This is a genomic window from Streptomyces sp. NPDC058469, assembly GCF_042721125.1.
Classification (GTDB): domain Bacteria; phylum Actinomycetota; class Actinomycetes; order Streptomycetales; family Streptomycetaceae; genus Streptomyces.
In genome coordinates this window covers 1-13,921 of sequence record NZ_JBHXME010000227.1, presented here as the reverse complement: position 1 = coordinate 13,921, position 13,921 = coordinate 1, and the positions used below count along the sequence as shown (strand labels likewise).

General features: G+C 71.6%; 10 protein-coding genes. 1 reads left to right on the top strand and 9 read right to left on the bottom strand.

Annotated elements, in window-relative coordinates; all coding sequences use genetic code 11:
- Positions 1-132: 132 nt before the first annotated feature.
- Complete coding sequence (gene cbiE, locus ACFWP5_RS48435; protein WP_384172482.1) at positions 133-1,383, bottom strand: precorrin-6y C5,15-methyltransferase (decarboxylating) subunit CbiE; 1,251 nt, start codon at positions 1,381-1,383, stop codon at positions 133-135.
- Complete coding sequence (gene cobM, locus ACFWP5_RS48430; protein WP_384172479.1) at positions 1,380-2,210, bottom strand: precorrin-4 C(11)-methyltransferase; 831 nt, start codon at positions 2,208-2,210, stop codon at positions 1,380-1,382. Before cobM ends, cbiE begins: the two co-directional genes overlap by 4 nt.
- Positions 2,211-2,340: 130 nt before the next feature.
- Between cobM and ACFWP5_RS48425 the strand changes: the two genes are divergently transcribed.
- Complete coding sequence (locus ACFWP5_RS48425) at positions 2,341-3,069, top strand: ZIP family metal transporter (protein WP_384172476.1); 729 nt, start codon at positions 2,341-2,343, stop codon at positions 3,067-3,069.
- Between the two features lie 17 nt (positions 3,070-3,086).
- Here the strand turns inward: ACFWP5_RS48425 and cobI are convergent, their stop codons facing one another.
- The 7 genes from cobI to ACFWP5_RS48390 all read right to left on the bottom strand — a co-directional run.
- Positions 3,087-3,833 carry a precorrin-2 C(20)-methyltransferase gene (gene cobI / locus ACFWP5_RS48420; protein WP_384172474.1) on the bottom strand — a complete coding sequence of 249 codons (747 nt, stop codon included), beginning with the start codon at positions 3,831-3,833 and terminating at the stop codon, positions 3,087-3,089.
- Positions 3,818-5,335 (bottom strand): cobyrinate a,c-diamide synthase, encoded by a 1,518-nt coding sequence (locus ACFWP5_RS48415; RefSeq protein ID WP_384172471.1) that lies wholly within the window; start codon positions 5,333-5,335, stop codon positions 3,818-3,820. The genes cobI and ACFWP5_RS48415 overlap by 16 nt, the downstream gene beginning before the upstream one ends.
- 7 nt (positions 5,336-5,342) lie before the next feature.
- On the bottom strand, positions 5,343-5,942 hold the full coding sequence (cobO, locus tag ACFWP5_RS48410; protein ID WP_384172468.1) for a cob(I)yrinic acid a,c-diamide adenosyltransferase: 600 nt from the start codon (positions 5,940-5,942) through the stop codon (positions 5,343-5,345).
- Positions 5,942-7,963 carry a putative cobaltochelatase gene (locus ACFWP5_RS48405; protein ID WP_384172465.1) on the bottom strand — a complete coding sequence of 674 codons (2,022 nt, stop codon included), beginning with the start codon at positions 7,961-7,963 and terminating at the stop codon, positions 5,942-5,944. Before ACFWP5_RS48405 ends, cobO begins: the two co-directional genes overlap by 1 nt.
- Positions 7,960-11,613 carry a cobaltochelatase subunit CobN gene (gene cobN, locus ACFWP5_RS48400; RefSeq protein ID WP_384172462.1) on the bottom strand — a complete coding sequence of 1,218 codons (3,654 nt, stop codon included), beginning with the start codon at positions 11,611-11,613 and terminating at the stop codon, positions 7,960-7,962. Before cobN ends, ACFWP5_RS48405 begins: the two co-directional genes overlap by 4 nt.
- The gene (locus tag ACFWP5_RS48395) at positions 11,610-13,121 is read right to left on the bottom strand and encodes a cobyric acid synthase (protein WP_384172459.1); all 1,512 of its coding nucleotides are present in this window, start codon (positions 13,119-13,121) and stop codon (positions 11,610-11,612) included. Before ACFWP5_RS48395 ends, cobN begins: the two co-directional genes overlap by 4 nt.
- Positions 13,118-13,921, bottom strand: an 804-nt coding sequence (locus ACFWP5_RS48390) for a cobalamin biosynthesis protein (protein WP_384172456.1), incomplete at its 5' end; no start/stop codon positions are given. The genes ACFWP5_RS48390 and ACFWP5_RS48395, both read right to left, overlap by 4 nt.

Below are 13,921 nucleotides of genomic sequence, written 5' to 3'. Positions count from 1 at the left end.
GCTCGCACTCCGCGAACGCGGCCCGGACGGCGTCCCCGACGGGACCCTCGTACACGCGCGTACGGTCCGGCCACGCGGCGGCCAGCCGGTCGCGCGCAGCCGCGCCCGCCGAGGTGGCGGAAATGAGGCCGATCACAGAGCAACTCCTTCTGGAGACACGGGGGTTCGGACCCGGGTTCGGATCCCCCACAGCAGAAAAACGGGATTGGTGGCTGCCAGCCGGGTCACGTCACCCGGCAGCGGCGCCAGCCGGGACGACTGCAACAGCACCCCGTCGACCTCCAGACCGGCCGCGGAGAGAGCCTCCCGCACGGCCGGTACCCGGTCGAGGGCGGCCATCGCGACGACCACGGTCCGCCGGGCCCGCCGCGCGCACGCGGTGACGATGGCGGGCAGTTCGCGCCCGCCCCCGCCGACGAACACGGCGTCGGGATCGTCCAGGTCGGACAGCACCGTCGGCGCCGCCCCGTGCACGGTGTGGACGTCGACGCCGTGCGCCTCGGCGTTGGCACGGATCCGCTCGACACCGTCCCGGGTCTTCTCGACGGCGGTGACGGCGGCGCCGAGCCGCGCGCACTCGACGGCCACGGACCCGGAGCCCGAGCCGACGTCCCAGACCAGGTCGCCGAGGCGCGGCCCGAGCCGGGCCAGCGCCAGCGCCCGTACCTCGAACTTGGTGATCATCGAGTCCCGGTGCTCGAACTCCCGCTCGTCCAGCGCCCATTGGGCGGGCCCGAGGGCAGCACCGGCGACCGTCCGCACGGCACCCAGCACCTGCGACTCGTCCAGACACAGGACCACACTCACCGCCGTACCCCAGTCGCGGGTGGCGGCCTCGGCGGGCGTGACCCGTTCGACCTGCTCCTGCCCGGAGCCCAGCGCGGACGCGACGACGAGGACACGCCCGCCGGTCCGGTGGGTGAGCGCGGCGCCCAGTTCGGCGGGCCCGGCGCCCGGCCCGGTCAGCACGGCGACCTTGGGATGCGCACGGCACGCGTTGACCGCAGTACGGAGGTCACGTCCGTGCGCGCTGACGACGACCGCGTCGTCCCAGGTCAGCCCGGCGCGTGCGAAGGCGGTGGCGACGGAGGAGACGCCGGGGCGTACGTCGAGGGCGTCGCTGGAGAACCGTTCCGCCAGCGCCCGTACGATCCCGAAGAACCCGGGGTCCCCCGAGGCCAGCACGACGACCGGCTCGCCCTTCTCGACGTAGGCCTGGATGGTGTCGAGGGCGGGCGCCAGCGGACCGAGGACGACCTGCTCGGCGTCCTCCGGGACCGTGACGGCGGCGAGATGGCGCCGCCCGCCGACGACGAGCCGGGCACCGGCGAGCACGTCATCCGCGACGGGCGCGCCCGTCCCCGTACCGATGACCGTGATCACGTGCTCGCACCCCGCGAGCGCAGGGCCCGGCGGGCTTCCGGGTCGGCCTTGCGGTAACCGTGGAAGTGGCCCGGGTGGTAGAGGTGCGAGCGCGTGCCGTGGGCGTCGAGGGCCGGGCCGACCAGGAAGAGGGTGTGCTTCCAGAGCTTGTGTTCCTTGACCGTCTCCTCCAGCGTGCCGACCGTGCACTTCACGATCAGCTCCTCCGGCCAGGTCGCCTGGTAGGCGACGACGACCGGGGTGTCCGTCGGATAGCCGCCCTCCAGCAACTCCCGCACCAACTGCCCGCTGCGGGCGGCCGACAGGAAGATCGCCATGGTCGTACCGTGGCGCGCGAACTCCCGCACCTCCTCCCCGGGCGGCATCGGCGTCTTGCCCCCGCCGAGCCGGGTGAGGACGACGGACTGCGCGACCTCGGGGATCGTCAGCTCGCGCTGCGCGAGGGCGGCGACGGCGGAGAAGGCCGAGACACCCGGGACGATCTCGGTCGCGATGCCGATCGCGGCGCACCGGTCGACCTGCTCCTGCGTACCGCCCCACAGGGCGGGATCACCGGAGTGGATACGTGCGACGCGCAGCCCTTCCGCGCCGGCCCGCTCGTACACGGCGACGACGTCCTCCAGGGACATCGTCGCCGAGTCCAGGATCTCGGCGCCCTCGCGCGCATGGTCGAGGACCTCGGCCTGCACCAGGCTGGCCGCCCAGATCACGACGTCGGCCTCGGCGATGGCACGCGCGGCACGGAACGTCAGCAGGTCGGCGGCGCCGGGGCCGGCACCGACGAAGGTCACCTTGCCGGTGGGGGTATCGGCAGCGGCATCGGCCATGGGTCGGATCCTCTCAAACACAACATGCGGAACATACGGAACGTGGGAGACGTGGGGAACGTCAATACGAGTGGGGGTGGAGTGGGCCAGGATGTGCGCGAACAGGGGTTGATCGGATAGCAAGGGGACTATGGCGGTCTTCGTCGCGCTCGGCGCGTTCCTGATGACGCTGGCCGGCGGCTGGACGGCACAGCGGGTGACCGACCGCCGTCATCTCGTCCTGGGCCTGGCCGGCGGCCTGATGCTGGGCGTGGTCGGCCTCGACCTGCTGCCGGAAGCGCTGCGCGCGGCGGGCCGCGAGGTCTTCGGCGTACCGGCCGCCCTGCTGCTCTTCGTGGCCGGCTTCCTCGTGGCCCATCTGGTCGAACGCCTGCTCGCCGCCCGCCAGGCATCGCACGGCGCGGAGGAGAACAACGGCCGCGCGCCCGAGGTGGGCCTCACAGCAGCCGCCGCGATGGTCGGCCACAGCTTCATGGACGGGGTCGCGATCGGCGCCGCGTTCCAGGTGGGCGGCGGCATGGGCACGGCGGTCGCGCTCGCGGTGATCGCCCATGACTTCGCGGACGGCTTCAACACGTACACGATCACGAGCCTGTACGGGAACGCCCGTCGCAAGGCCATCGCGATGCTGGTCGCGGACGCGGCGGCCCCGGTGGCCGGCGCCGCCTCGACGGCCTTCCTCACCATCCCGGAGGCCCTGCTCGGCGGCTATCTCGGCTTCTTCGGAGGTGTTCTCCTCTATCTCGCCGCCGCCGAGATCCTTCCCGAGGCCCATCACGAACACCCGGCGCCCGCGACCCTGCTGTGCACGGTCGCGGGGGCGGCGTTCATCTGGCTGGTGGTGGGCCTTGCCGGGTGAGCCCTTTGTGAAGGGGCTCACAGTTTCCCGCCCCGCCCGCCCTCGCGCCGCGCGGGCGCGATGAGCGTGGACAGATAGGGCAGCGGCCCCCCATCGAGTTCGGCGGCGGGCCGGATCGACTCCTCGGGCAGCCCGAGCGCCGACCCCCACACCGCGTCCTCGATCCGCCCGGTCTCCCGCAACGCCGCGGCGACCTCCGCCGCCTGCCGCCCGAACTTGTACGCCACGACCGTCCCCGGCCCGGCCAACGCGTCCTTGAGTACGGCGGACCCGGCGGTCACGGGCACGAGCGTGAGCGGCTCGGTCCCCTCGGTGAGTACGGCCCCGGAACGCGCGGCGAGATCCTGCATGGCGGTGATCCCGGGCACGGTCTCGATGACGACCCCCGGTACCAACTCCCCGATGGTCAGGGCGAGATAGGTGAAGGTGGAGTAGACGTTCGGGTCCCCGATGGTGGCGAACGCGATGACACGATGAGCACCGAGCAGCCCGGCGACTTTCGCCCCCGCGGCATCCCAGGCGGCCTCGCGCCGGGCCCGGTCGGTCCGCTCGTTCAGCGCGAACACCACCCGCAGAACCTTCTCCTCGGGCACGTAATGCAGGACGGTGGCTTCGGCCCGCCCCCGCTCACCGGTGTCCATGACCGGCACAACGACGACATCGGCGGCTCGCAGAGCGTTGACGCCCTTGACGGTCACCAGCTCCGGATCGCCGGGACCCACCCCGACTCCGATCAACCTGCTGCTGCTCATGACGTCCGGCACCTCTCCACGAACCGACGGGCCACACCGGGCTCGGCCGCCCAGTGCGTGTGCAGATAACTCGCGTGCACACCCTGTTGTACGAAACCTTCGACCCGCCGGTCAGGGGCGCGCACGCCCCAGGCGGGAGCCGCCCCCGAGCCGGGCTCGACGACGGTCCGATGAAACTCGTGCCCGCGCATCCGCGTCCCGGCCACGGCCAGCACACTGTCGCTCAACGCGACGGCATCCCGATACCCCAACGTCAGCCGCTCGCTCATCCGCGCGGAGGCATCGAGCACCCCGCACATGGGCAGCCCGTCCAACTCCCGGCACAGATACAGCAGTCCGGCACACTCGGCAGCGAAGGGCGCCCCACTCTCCGCGAGCGCACCAACAGCCTTCCGCAACGGCTCGTTGGCGGACAGCTCAGCGGCGTACACCTCAGGAAACCCGCCCCCGATGACCAACCCGCGCGTCCCGCCGGGGAGTTCCTCATCCCGCAGCGGATCGAACACGACGACTTCGGCACCGGCCGCGGTGAGGAGTTCGGTGTGCTCGGCGTAGGAGAAGGTGAAGGCCGCTCCGCCGGCAACGGCAACTCTGACTTTGGCTTCTCGCTGCGGGTCGGCACCCCGTGTCCGCCCGCTCACTTCTGGGCGCGGGCCCACACCATCAGCCCGTCCGGCGTTTGAGGACGAGGCCCCTTCAGGGCCGAAGCGGGGGCCTGGGGGCGCAGCCCCCAGGGATGGGACGGGTAGGGGCGGCGGGGGCGAGGAATCCAGGACCTCAGCCGCATCCCAAGCAGCACAGGACAACGCACCGGCACTACGCGCCAGCGCGAACAACCCCTCAAGATCACACCCGGCGACCACCTGCGCCCCCATAGCCGCAACGGCATCCACCGCCGCAGCCCGCCGCTCGGCAACCGGCACCAACCCCAGATGCCGAGAAGGCGTATCCACCTGAGGAGCCCGCCGCAACACACCAAGCACCGGCACCCCGGCAGCGTCCAACGCCTCCCGCAACAACGCCTCATGCCGATCGGACGCCACCTTGTTCAGGATCACGCCCCCGACCCGCACTTCCGGATCCCAGGAAGCGAACCCATGCACCAGCGCGGCAACAGACCGGGACTGCGAAGACGCGTCGACGACCAGCACAACAGGCGCCCGCAGCAACTTCGCCACATGCGCCGTGGACGCCAACTCCCCTTCCCCCGCAGCCCCGTCGTACATCCCCATCACACCCTCGACAACGGCGAGATCACACCCGCTCGCACCGTGCGCGAACAACGGCCCGACCAACTCCGGCCCGCACAGATACGCGTCGAGGTTCCGCCCCACCCGCCCGGTGGCAAGCGCGTGATACCCGGGATCGATGTAGTCCGGCCCGACCTTGTGCGGAGACACGGCAAGCCCCCGCGAGGCGAACGCGGCCATCAACCCGGTGGCAACAGTGGTCTTGCCGCTACCGGAGGACGGCGCGGCAATGACCAACCGAGGGACGGAGGACGAGGACGTCACGACAGCTTCACCACTCGATACCCCGCTGGCCCTTCTGGCCGGCGTCCATGGGGTGCTTGACCTTGGACATGTCGGTGACGAGGTCGGCGTACTCGACGAGCTTCTCGGGCGCGTTCCGCCCGGTGATCACGACATGCTGGTTCCCGGGCCGGTCCCGAAGCACCGCGACCACCTCATCGACGTCGACCCACCCCCAGTGCATCGGATAGGCGAACTCGTCCAGCACGTACAACTTGTAGGTCTCGGCAGCAAGATCCCGCTTGACCTGCTCCCAGCCCTCGCGGGCCTTCTCCTCGTTGTCCATCTGGGAGTCGCGCTGAACCCACGACCACCCCTCGCCCATCTTGTGCCAGTCGACGGAGCCACCCTCGCCGGAAGCACCCAGCACCCGAAGGGCGTTCTCCTCCCCGACCTTCCACTTCGCCGACTTGACGAACTGGAACACCCCGATCGGCCACCCCTGATTCCAGGCACGCAACGCCAGCCCGAAGGCGGCGGTCGACTTGCCCTTGCCAACTCCCGTATGCACGACGACAAGTGGCCGGTTCCGCCGCTGACGGGTCGTCAGTCCGTCATCCGGTACGACACTTGGCTGCCCCTGAGGCATTACGCGGCCCTCCTCTGTACGTCCTTCACGAGCCCGGCGATCGAGTCGGCCCGCAACTCGTCCAACGTCACCGCCGTACCCTCCAGTTCACCGGCCAACTGCCCGGCCAGACCCAGCCGTACGGGCCCCGACTCGCAGTCCACGACCACGGAGGCGACCCCGTCGGCCGCGAACAGCCGCGCCGCCCGCCCGGCGAGCGCGACCGGCTCGGGACCGCCGGTGGCCCGCCCATCGGTCACCACGACAACCAACGCCCGCCGGGCCGGATCCCGCAACCGCTCCACCCGCAGCACGTCGTGCGCCTTGAGCAGCCCGGCCGCGAGCGGTGTACGCCCCCCGGTCGGCAACGACTCCAGCCGTACGGCGGCGGCGTCCACGGAAGAGGTCGGCGGAAGCGCCACATCGGCAGCCGAACCCCGGAAGGTCACCAGCCCCACCTTGTCCCGCCGTTGATACGCGTCGAGCAGCAGCGACAGCACAGCCCCCTTCACCGCACTCATCCGCTGCCGCGCCGCCATCGACCCGGACGCGTCCACGACGAACAGCACGAGGTTGCCCTCACGCCCTTCCCGCGTCGCCTGCCGCAGATCGTCCCGCCGCACGACCAGCCCACGCCCGGACCGTCCACGGGCCAGCTGATGCGGAGCGGCCGCCTGTATGGTCGCCGCCAAGTGCAGCTTGGTGAGCGCCCCTTGGGGCCGTCGGGACCCGGTGGTCCGCCCATGCTCGGTCCGCGCCCGCGAACGCCGCCCGGCGGCACCCTCGCCGATACCGGGCACGCTCAACGCCTTGGTGCGGAAGGGCTCGGAGGCCCGTACAGGCTGTTGTTCACCCGAGCCCGCGCCCGAAGGCTGCGGCTCCCCGCCCTCCTCGGCCTCGGGCTGCGCCCCGGTGTCATCGCCCTGGGGTCCGTCGGAATCGGACTCGGGCGGCTGCTGCCCGCCACCCCCACCGGAACCGTCAGGACCGCCGTCCGGATCCGGATCGTCGTCCTCGGGCTTCGGCTCCTGCTCCGCGAACTCCTCCAACGTCTCGTCGAGCTTGTTCTCGTCAAGTCCCGGCGCGTCGAAGGGATTTCGCCGCCGCCGGTGCGGCAGCGCGAGCAACGCGGCCTGCCGTACGTCCTCGGCGAGTACGTCGGTCCGCCCGGCCCACGCGGCCAGCGCGGTCGCCGTACGGGCCATCACGATGTCGGCACGCATACCGTCGACCTCGAAGGCCGCGCAGGTCGCCGCGATCTGCCGCAGCGCGCCGTCGCCCAGCCGCACGGACGGCAACAGTGCACGCGCGGCGATGATCCGCGCCCGTACGGAGGACTCCTCGTCCGCCCAGCGCACGGTGAAACCGGCCGGATCGTCGTCGTACGCGAGCCTCCGGCGCACCACCTCGACCCGCTGGTCGGGCTCCCGCGAGGCCGCGACCTCGACGGTCAGGCCGAAGCGGTCGAGCAACTGCGGTCGCAGTTCGCCCTCTTCGGGGTTCATGGTGCCGACGAGCAGGAAGCGGGCGGCGTGCCGGACGGAGACGCCTTCGCGTTCGACGTACGACGCGCCCATCGCCGCCGCGTCCAACAGCAGGTCGACCAGGTGGTCGTGGAGGAGGTTGACCTCGTCGACGTAGAGGATGCCCCGGTGCGCGTCGGCGAGCAGGCCGGGCTCGAAGGCCTTGACGCCCTCGGAGAGGGCCCGCTCGATGTCGAGGGCCCCGACGAGCCGGTCCTCGGAGGCGCCGACCGGCAACTCGACCATGCGGGCGGGGCGTTGGGCCCCGGGCCCGGTCTCGTGCGGCCCGTCCGGGCAGGCCGGGTCGGGCGCGGCGGGGTCGCAGGAGAAACGGCACCCGGGCACGACGGCGACCTCCGGCAGCAGCGCCGAAAGCGCGCGCACGGCGGTGCTCTTCGCGGTGCCCTTCTCGCCGCGCACCAGCACACCGCCGACCGCCGGCGACACGGCGTTCAGCAGCAGCGCGAGCCGCAGATCGTCCTGGCCGACAACGGCCGTGAACGGAAAGGGAGTTGTCACTGGTCGTCGCCCTCCAGGTCGCCTTCGAGCTCCAGGTAGGTGGCCCGCAGTCGTTCCAGCGTGTCCGCGTCCGGCTCGGCCCACAGGCCACGCTCGGCGGCTTCGAGGAGCCGCTCGGTGATGCCGCGCAGCGCCCACGGGTTGGACTTCTTCATGAAGTCCCGGTTCTCCGGGTCGAAGACGTACTCCGCGCTGAGCTTCTCGTACATCCAGTCGTCGACGACCCCGGCCGTCGCGTCGTAGCCGAAGAGGTAGTCGACGGTCGCCGCCATCTCGAAGGCGCCCTTGTAGCCGTGCCGCCGCATCGCCGCCATCCAGCGGGGGTTGACCACGCGGGCGCGGAAGACGCGGTGCGTCTCCTCGCCCAGCGTGCGGGTCTTGACCTGGTCCGGGGTGGCGGAGTCGCCGACGTACGCCTCGGGGGAGGTGCCGGTCAGGTGGCGGACCATGGCGACCATGCCGCCGTGGTACTGGAAGTAGTCGTCCGCGTCGACGAGATCGTGCTCGCGGGTGTCAACGTTCTTCGCGGCTACGGCAATTCGCTTGAACGCCGTCTCCATGTCCCCGCGCGCCGCCCGCCCGTCGAGCCCGCGCCCGTACGCGTAACCACCCCACACGGCATACACCTCGGCGAGGTCCGCGTCGCTGCGCCAGTTCCGCGCGTCGATCAACGGCAGCAACCCCGCCCCGTACGCCCCTGGCTTGGAGCCGAAGATGCGGGCCGTGGCCCGGCGTCGGTCGCCGTGCTCGGCGGTGTCCTCGTCGGCGTGCTTGCGGACGTAGTTGGACTCGGGGGGCTCCTCCAACTCGGCCACCGCCCGTACCGCGTCGTCGATCAGTCCGACGACGTGCGGGAACGCGTCCCGGAAGAAGCCGGAGATCCGCACCGTGACGTCGATGCGCGGCCGGCCCAACTCCGTGACGGGCACGATCTCGAAGCCGGTCACCCGGCGCGAGGCGTCGTCCCAGACGGGACGGCAGCCCAGCAGCGCGAGGATCTCGGCGATGTCGTCACCCTGGGTGCGCATCGCCGACGTACCCCACACCGTGAGGCCGACGGACTTCGGGAACTCGCCCGTGTCCTGCAGATACCGCTGGATGAGGGAGTCCGCGAGGGACTGCCCGACCTCCCAACTCAGCCTGGACGGAATGGCCTTGGGGTCGACCGAGTAGAAGTTCCGGCCGGTCGGCAGGACGTTGACCAGACCACGGGTCGGGGAGCCCGACGGACCCGCCGGGACGTAACCGCCGTCGAGCGCGAGCAGGATGTGGTCGATCTCGTCGGTCGTGCGGGTGAGCCGGGGCACGACCTCGACGCAGGCGAACTCCAACACGGCCACGGCGGCCGGGAGTTCGGCGCCGATCACCTCACGGACGAGGGCCGGTACGGTCGTGACCTCCCACTCCTGGGACTCCATGCCCTCGGCGAACCGGCGGCACAGCTGCTCCAGCAGATCGATCGCGTCGGCGGCCGAACGGGCCGGCCCCTCGACCAGCTCGCTCAGCTCCACCGGCACCTTCACCGGCGCACCAGGCTCGGCCAGCAACTCCTTCTCGACCAGGCCGAAGTGGAGCGCCAGCGCGGCCCGCAGCCCCGGCAGGGCGTTCGCCTGCCCGCCCCACACCTGCGAGGCGCGCAGCACGGCGAGCACGAGGTTCACACGCGCTTCGCCGACCGGGCCGCCGCCGAGGATGTGCAGCCCGTCGCGGATCTGTACGTCCTTGATCTCGCACAGATAGCCGTCGATGTGCATCACGAACTCGTCGAACGCCGCGTCGTCCGGCTGGTCGTCCACATGCAGGTCGTGGTGCAGCTCGGCCGCCTTCACCAGCGTCCAGATCTGCGCCCGCACGGCCGGGGCCTTCGTCGGGTCCAGGTCGGACACGAGGGCGTACTCGTCGAGGAGTTGCTCCAGCTTGGCGAGGTCGCCGTACGTGTCGGCACGCGCCATCGGCGGCACCAGGTGGTCGACGACCGTGGCGTGACCGCGCCGCTTCGCCTGGGTGCCCTCGCCGGGGTCGTTGACGATGAACGGGTAGATCAGGGGGAGTTCACCGAGTACCGCGTCGGGCGCGCAGCCGCTGCTGAGTCCAAGTCCCTTGCCGGGCAGCCATTCCATGGTGCCGTGCTTGCCCATGTGGACGACGGCGTCGGCGCCGAACGAGTTGTCGAGCCAGCGGTAGGCCGCCATGTAGTGGTGCGACGGCGGCATGTCGGGGTCGTGGTAGATCGCGATCGGGTTCTCACCGAAGCCGCGCGGCGGCTGGATCATCACGACGACGTTCCCGAACTGCAGGGAGGCGAGCACGATGTCGTCGCCGTCGACGTAGAGGTTGCCGGGCGGCTCGCCCCACGCGTCCAGCATTCCTTGCTTGAGATCGGGGTCCAACTTGTCGAACCAGGCCTGGTAGTCGGCGAGCGGCACCCGCGCGGGCGAGGCGGCCAGCTGCTCCTCGGTGAGCCATTCGACGTCGTGGCCACCGGCGTTGATGAGCCGGTGGATCAACTCGTCCCCGTTGTCGGGGTGTTCCTCGACCCCGTATCCGGCGTCCCGCAACGCGTCCAGCACCCGGATCGCCGAGGCGGGCGTGTCCAGCCCGACCGCGTTGCCGACGCGTGAGTGCTTCGTCGGATAGGCGGTGAAGACGATCGCGAGCTTCTTCTCGGCGTTCGGCTTGTGCTTCAACTTCGCGTGCCGTACGGCGATTCCGGCGACCCGCGCGGCCCGCTCGGGGTCGGCGACGTAGACCGGAACGTCGTCCGGGCCCTCCTCCTTGAAGGAGAACGGGACGGTGATCAGCCGCCCGTCGAACTCCGGGATCGCGACCTGCATCGCGGCGTCCATGGGGGAGAGGGCGGCGCTGGAGTCGTCCCAGGTGTTCTTCGAGGAGGTCAGGCAAAGCCCTTGCAGTACAGGCACGTTGAGGTCGGCGAGTGCCCCGATGTCCCACGCCTCCTCGTCACCGCCGGCCGAGGCCTGCGAGGCGTGCGTGCCGCCCGCGGCGAGGATGGTGGCGATCAGCGCGTCCGCCGTGCCGAGGATCTCGTACAGCCCGGAGTCGGCACCGCGCAGCGAACCGCAGTACACGGCAAGGGCGTTGGCGCCCTTCGCCTCGATCTGGTCGCACAGGGTGTCCACGAAGGCGGTGTTGCCGCTCAAGTGGTGCGCCCGGTAGAAGAGGACGCCGACCGTGGGACGGCCCTCGACGAAGGCACGCTCGCCGTGGACGCCGAACTCGGCCATCTTCTGCGGCTCTTCGAAGCCCTCGCCCGTGAGCAGCACGGTGTCCGAGAGGAACCGGGCGAGTTCGGTGAGGTTGTCCGGCCCGCCCTCGACGAGATACCTGAGCGCCTCGGCGACGACCCCGGCCGGAACCGACGACTCGGCCATCAACTCCGCGTCGGGGACCGTCTCTCCGCCGAGCAGCACGGTCGGAATCCCGGACGCCTTCAGCGCGGCGAGCCCGTCCTCCCAAGCACGCTTGCCACCGAGCAGCCGTACGACGGCGACGTCGGCGCCCTCGACGAGCGCGGGCAACTCGGCCGCGACGTCCACCCGGTTCGGGTTGCCGATCCGGTACGCGGCGCCGGAGGCCCGGGCCGCCAGCAGATCCGTGTCGGCGGTCGACAACAACAACACTGTGCTCATGCGGGCGCTCCCGGTGGAATGAAAGGCAGTCCTTGCGGCGCGCCGGACTCGATGAGTCGCCAGAGCGCGTCCGTGTCCGCGTGCTGTTCGATGAGGTCGCCGAGCCGGTCGAGCTGCTCCTCGCGCAGCGCGGCGAACGAGGTGTCGGCGGCCGGCACGAACCGGCGGCCCGCGGCGGCCGCCACCTCGCGCAGAAACGCGCGCCGGAAACCGTCCGACTCCAGCGAGCCGTGCCAGTGCGTGCCCCAGGTCTGGCCGACCCGGCACCCGTCCAAGAAGGTTTCACCGCCGGTCAGTTGGGCGACCCCGTGATGGATCTCGTACCCCTCGACCGGCTCGCCGAGGGCCTCACCCACCGGCCGGGTGAGGGTCTTCTCGCGCGCGAACCGCACGCGCAGCGGCAGGACTCCGAGCCCGTCGACCGACCCCTGCCGGCTCTCGACCTCGTCGTCGATGTGCTCGCCGAGGATCTGGAAGCCACCGCAGATGCCGAGGGTCGGACGTTGCTCGGCGGCCCGGCGGACGAGGGCGTCCGCGAGGCCGCGCTCCCGCAGCCACTCCAGCGCCTTCACCGTCCCCCGGGTCCCCGGGATCACGACGAGGTCGGCGTCGGCCAGTTCCTCGGGCCGGTCCACGAACCGCACCACCACACCCGGTTCGGCGGCCAGCGCGTCCACGTCGGTGAAGTTGGACATGAGGGGGATCGCGCAGACGGCGACCCGCAGCACGTCCTCGCCGACCGGCGGCGCGGTGCTCGACTCGCGCACGGTCCCGCGCAGCGAGATGCGCAGCCCGTCCTCCTCGTCGATCCCGAGCCCGTGCCGGAACGGCAGCACGCCGTACGTCCGCCGCCCGGTGAGGCCGAGCAGCATCTCCAACCCCGGTTCCAGCAGCGACACATCGCCCCGGAACTTGTTGACGAGGAACCCGGCGACGAACGCCTGGTCCTCGGGACTCAGCAGCGCGACGGTCCCGAAGAAGGAGGCGAAGACGCCCCCGCGGTCGATGTCGCCGACCACGAGCACGGGCAGTTGGGCATTGCGCGCGATGCCCATGTTCACGATGTCGGTCCGCCGCAGATTGATCTCGGCGGGCGAACCGGCCCCCTCACAGATCACCGCGTCATACGTGCCCCGCAACTCGGCGAGACAGTCCAGCACGGTCCCGAGCAACGCCTCCTGCCGCCCGCCGTGATAACCACGGGCACTCATCTCGCCAACAGGCTTGCCCATGAGGACGACTTGGCTGCTGCGGTCGCTGCCCGGCTTCAGCAGCACGGGATTCATCAGCGCGGTCGGCTCGATCCGGCACGCCTGCGCCTGCATGGCCTGCGCCCGCCCGATCTCGGCGCCCTCGCGCGTGACGAACGAATTCAGGGACATGTTCTGCGCTTTGAACGGCGCGACCTTCACGCCCTGCCGCACCAGCCACCGGCAGATCCCGGCGGTCACGACACTCTTGCCGGCGTCCGAGGTGGTCCCGGCGACCAGCAGCCCGCCGCCGCTCATGACGCACGTCCCTTCACGAGCAGCCGCCCGGCGACACTGACCCCGAGCGCGAGCAGACCGACGCGCCGGGACAGCCGTACGGCACGCGCGATGTCCGGTACGGCGACGGGACGCCCGTCGCCGTTGAGCACGGGCCGGTGCTCGACCCGGCCGCCGTAGGAGAGCGTCCCGCCGAGGCGTACCCCGAGGGCTCCTGCGAAGGAGGCCTCCACGGGCCCGGCGTTGGGGCTGGGGTGTTTGGGGGCGTCGGTGCGCCAGGCGCGGGCGGCGCCGCGCGGGTCGCCGCCCGCGACGGTCGCGAGGACGGCGGTGAGGCGGGCGCCAGGCCAGCCGGCCACGTCGTCGAGGCGGGCCGAAGCCCAGCCGTAGCGGCGGTACTTGGCCGACTTGTGGCCGACCATGGCGTCGAGGGTGTTCACGGCCCGGAAGCCGAGCAGGCCCGGGACGCCCGCGATGCCGCCCCAGACCAGGGCGCCCACCACCGCGTCGGACGTGTTCTCGGCGACGGACTCGACGACGGCCCGGGCGATCCCGTCGGCGTCGAGGGCCTGCGGGTCCCGCCCGCAGAGGTGCGGCAGGCGCGCCCGTGCGGCGTCGATGTCCCCGGCCTCCAGCGCGCGCCCGACGGCCCCGGCCTCGCGCGCGAGCGAGGTCCCGCCGACGACGGCCCAGGTGGCGGCGGCGGTGAGTGCGGCAGAGGCCGTACGGGAAGGTCGTAGGGCCGAAGTGGCCGCGGCGGCGAGGGAGACGGCGCCGCCGACGCACACGGCGGTGTGCAGGGCGCCCCAGCCTCGGTGGTC

Excerpts from the sequence above, each read along its gene's own strand:
- cobM (WP_384172479.1), bottom strand. The coding sequence starts at position 2,210 with ATGGCCGATGCCGCTGCCGATACCCCCACCGGCAAGGTGACCTTCGTC.
- ACFWP5_RS48425 (WP_384172476.1), top strand. The coding sequence starts at position 2,341 with ATGGCGGTCTTCGTCGCGCTCGGCGCGTTCCTGATGACGCTGGCCGGC.
- cobO (WP_384172468.1), bottom strand. The coding sequence starts at position 5,942 with ATGCCTCAGGGGCAGCCAAGTGTCGTACCGGATGACGGACTGACGACC.
- cobN (WP_384172462.1), bottom strand. The coding sequence starts at position 11,613 with ATGAGCACAGTGTTGTTGTTGTCGACCGCCGACACGGATCTGCTGGCG.
- ACFWP5_RS48395 (WP_384172459.1), bottom strand. The coding sequence starts at position 13,121 with ATGAGCGGCGGCGGGCTGCTGGTCGCCGGGACCACCTCGGACGCCGGC.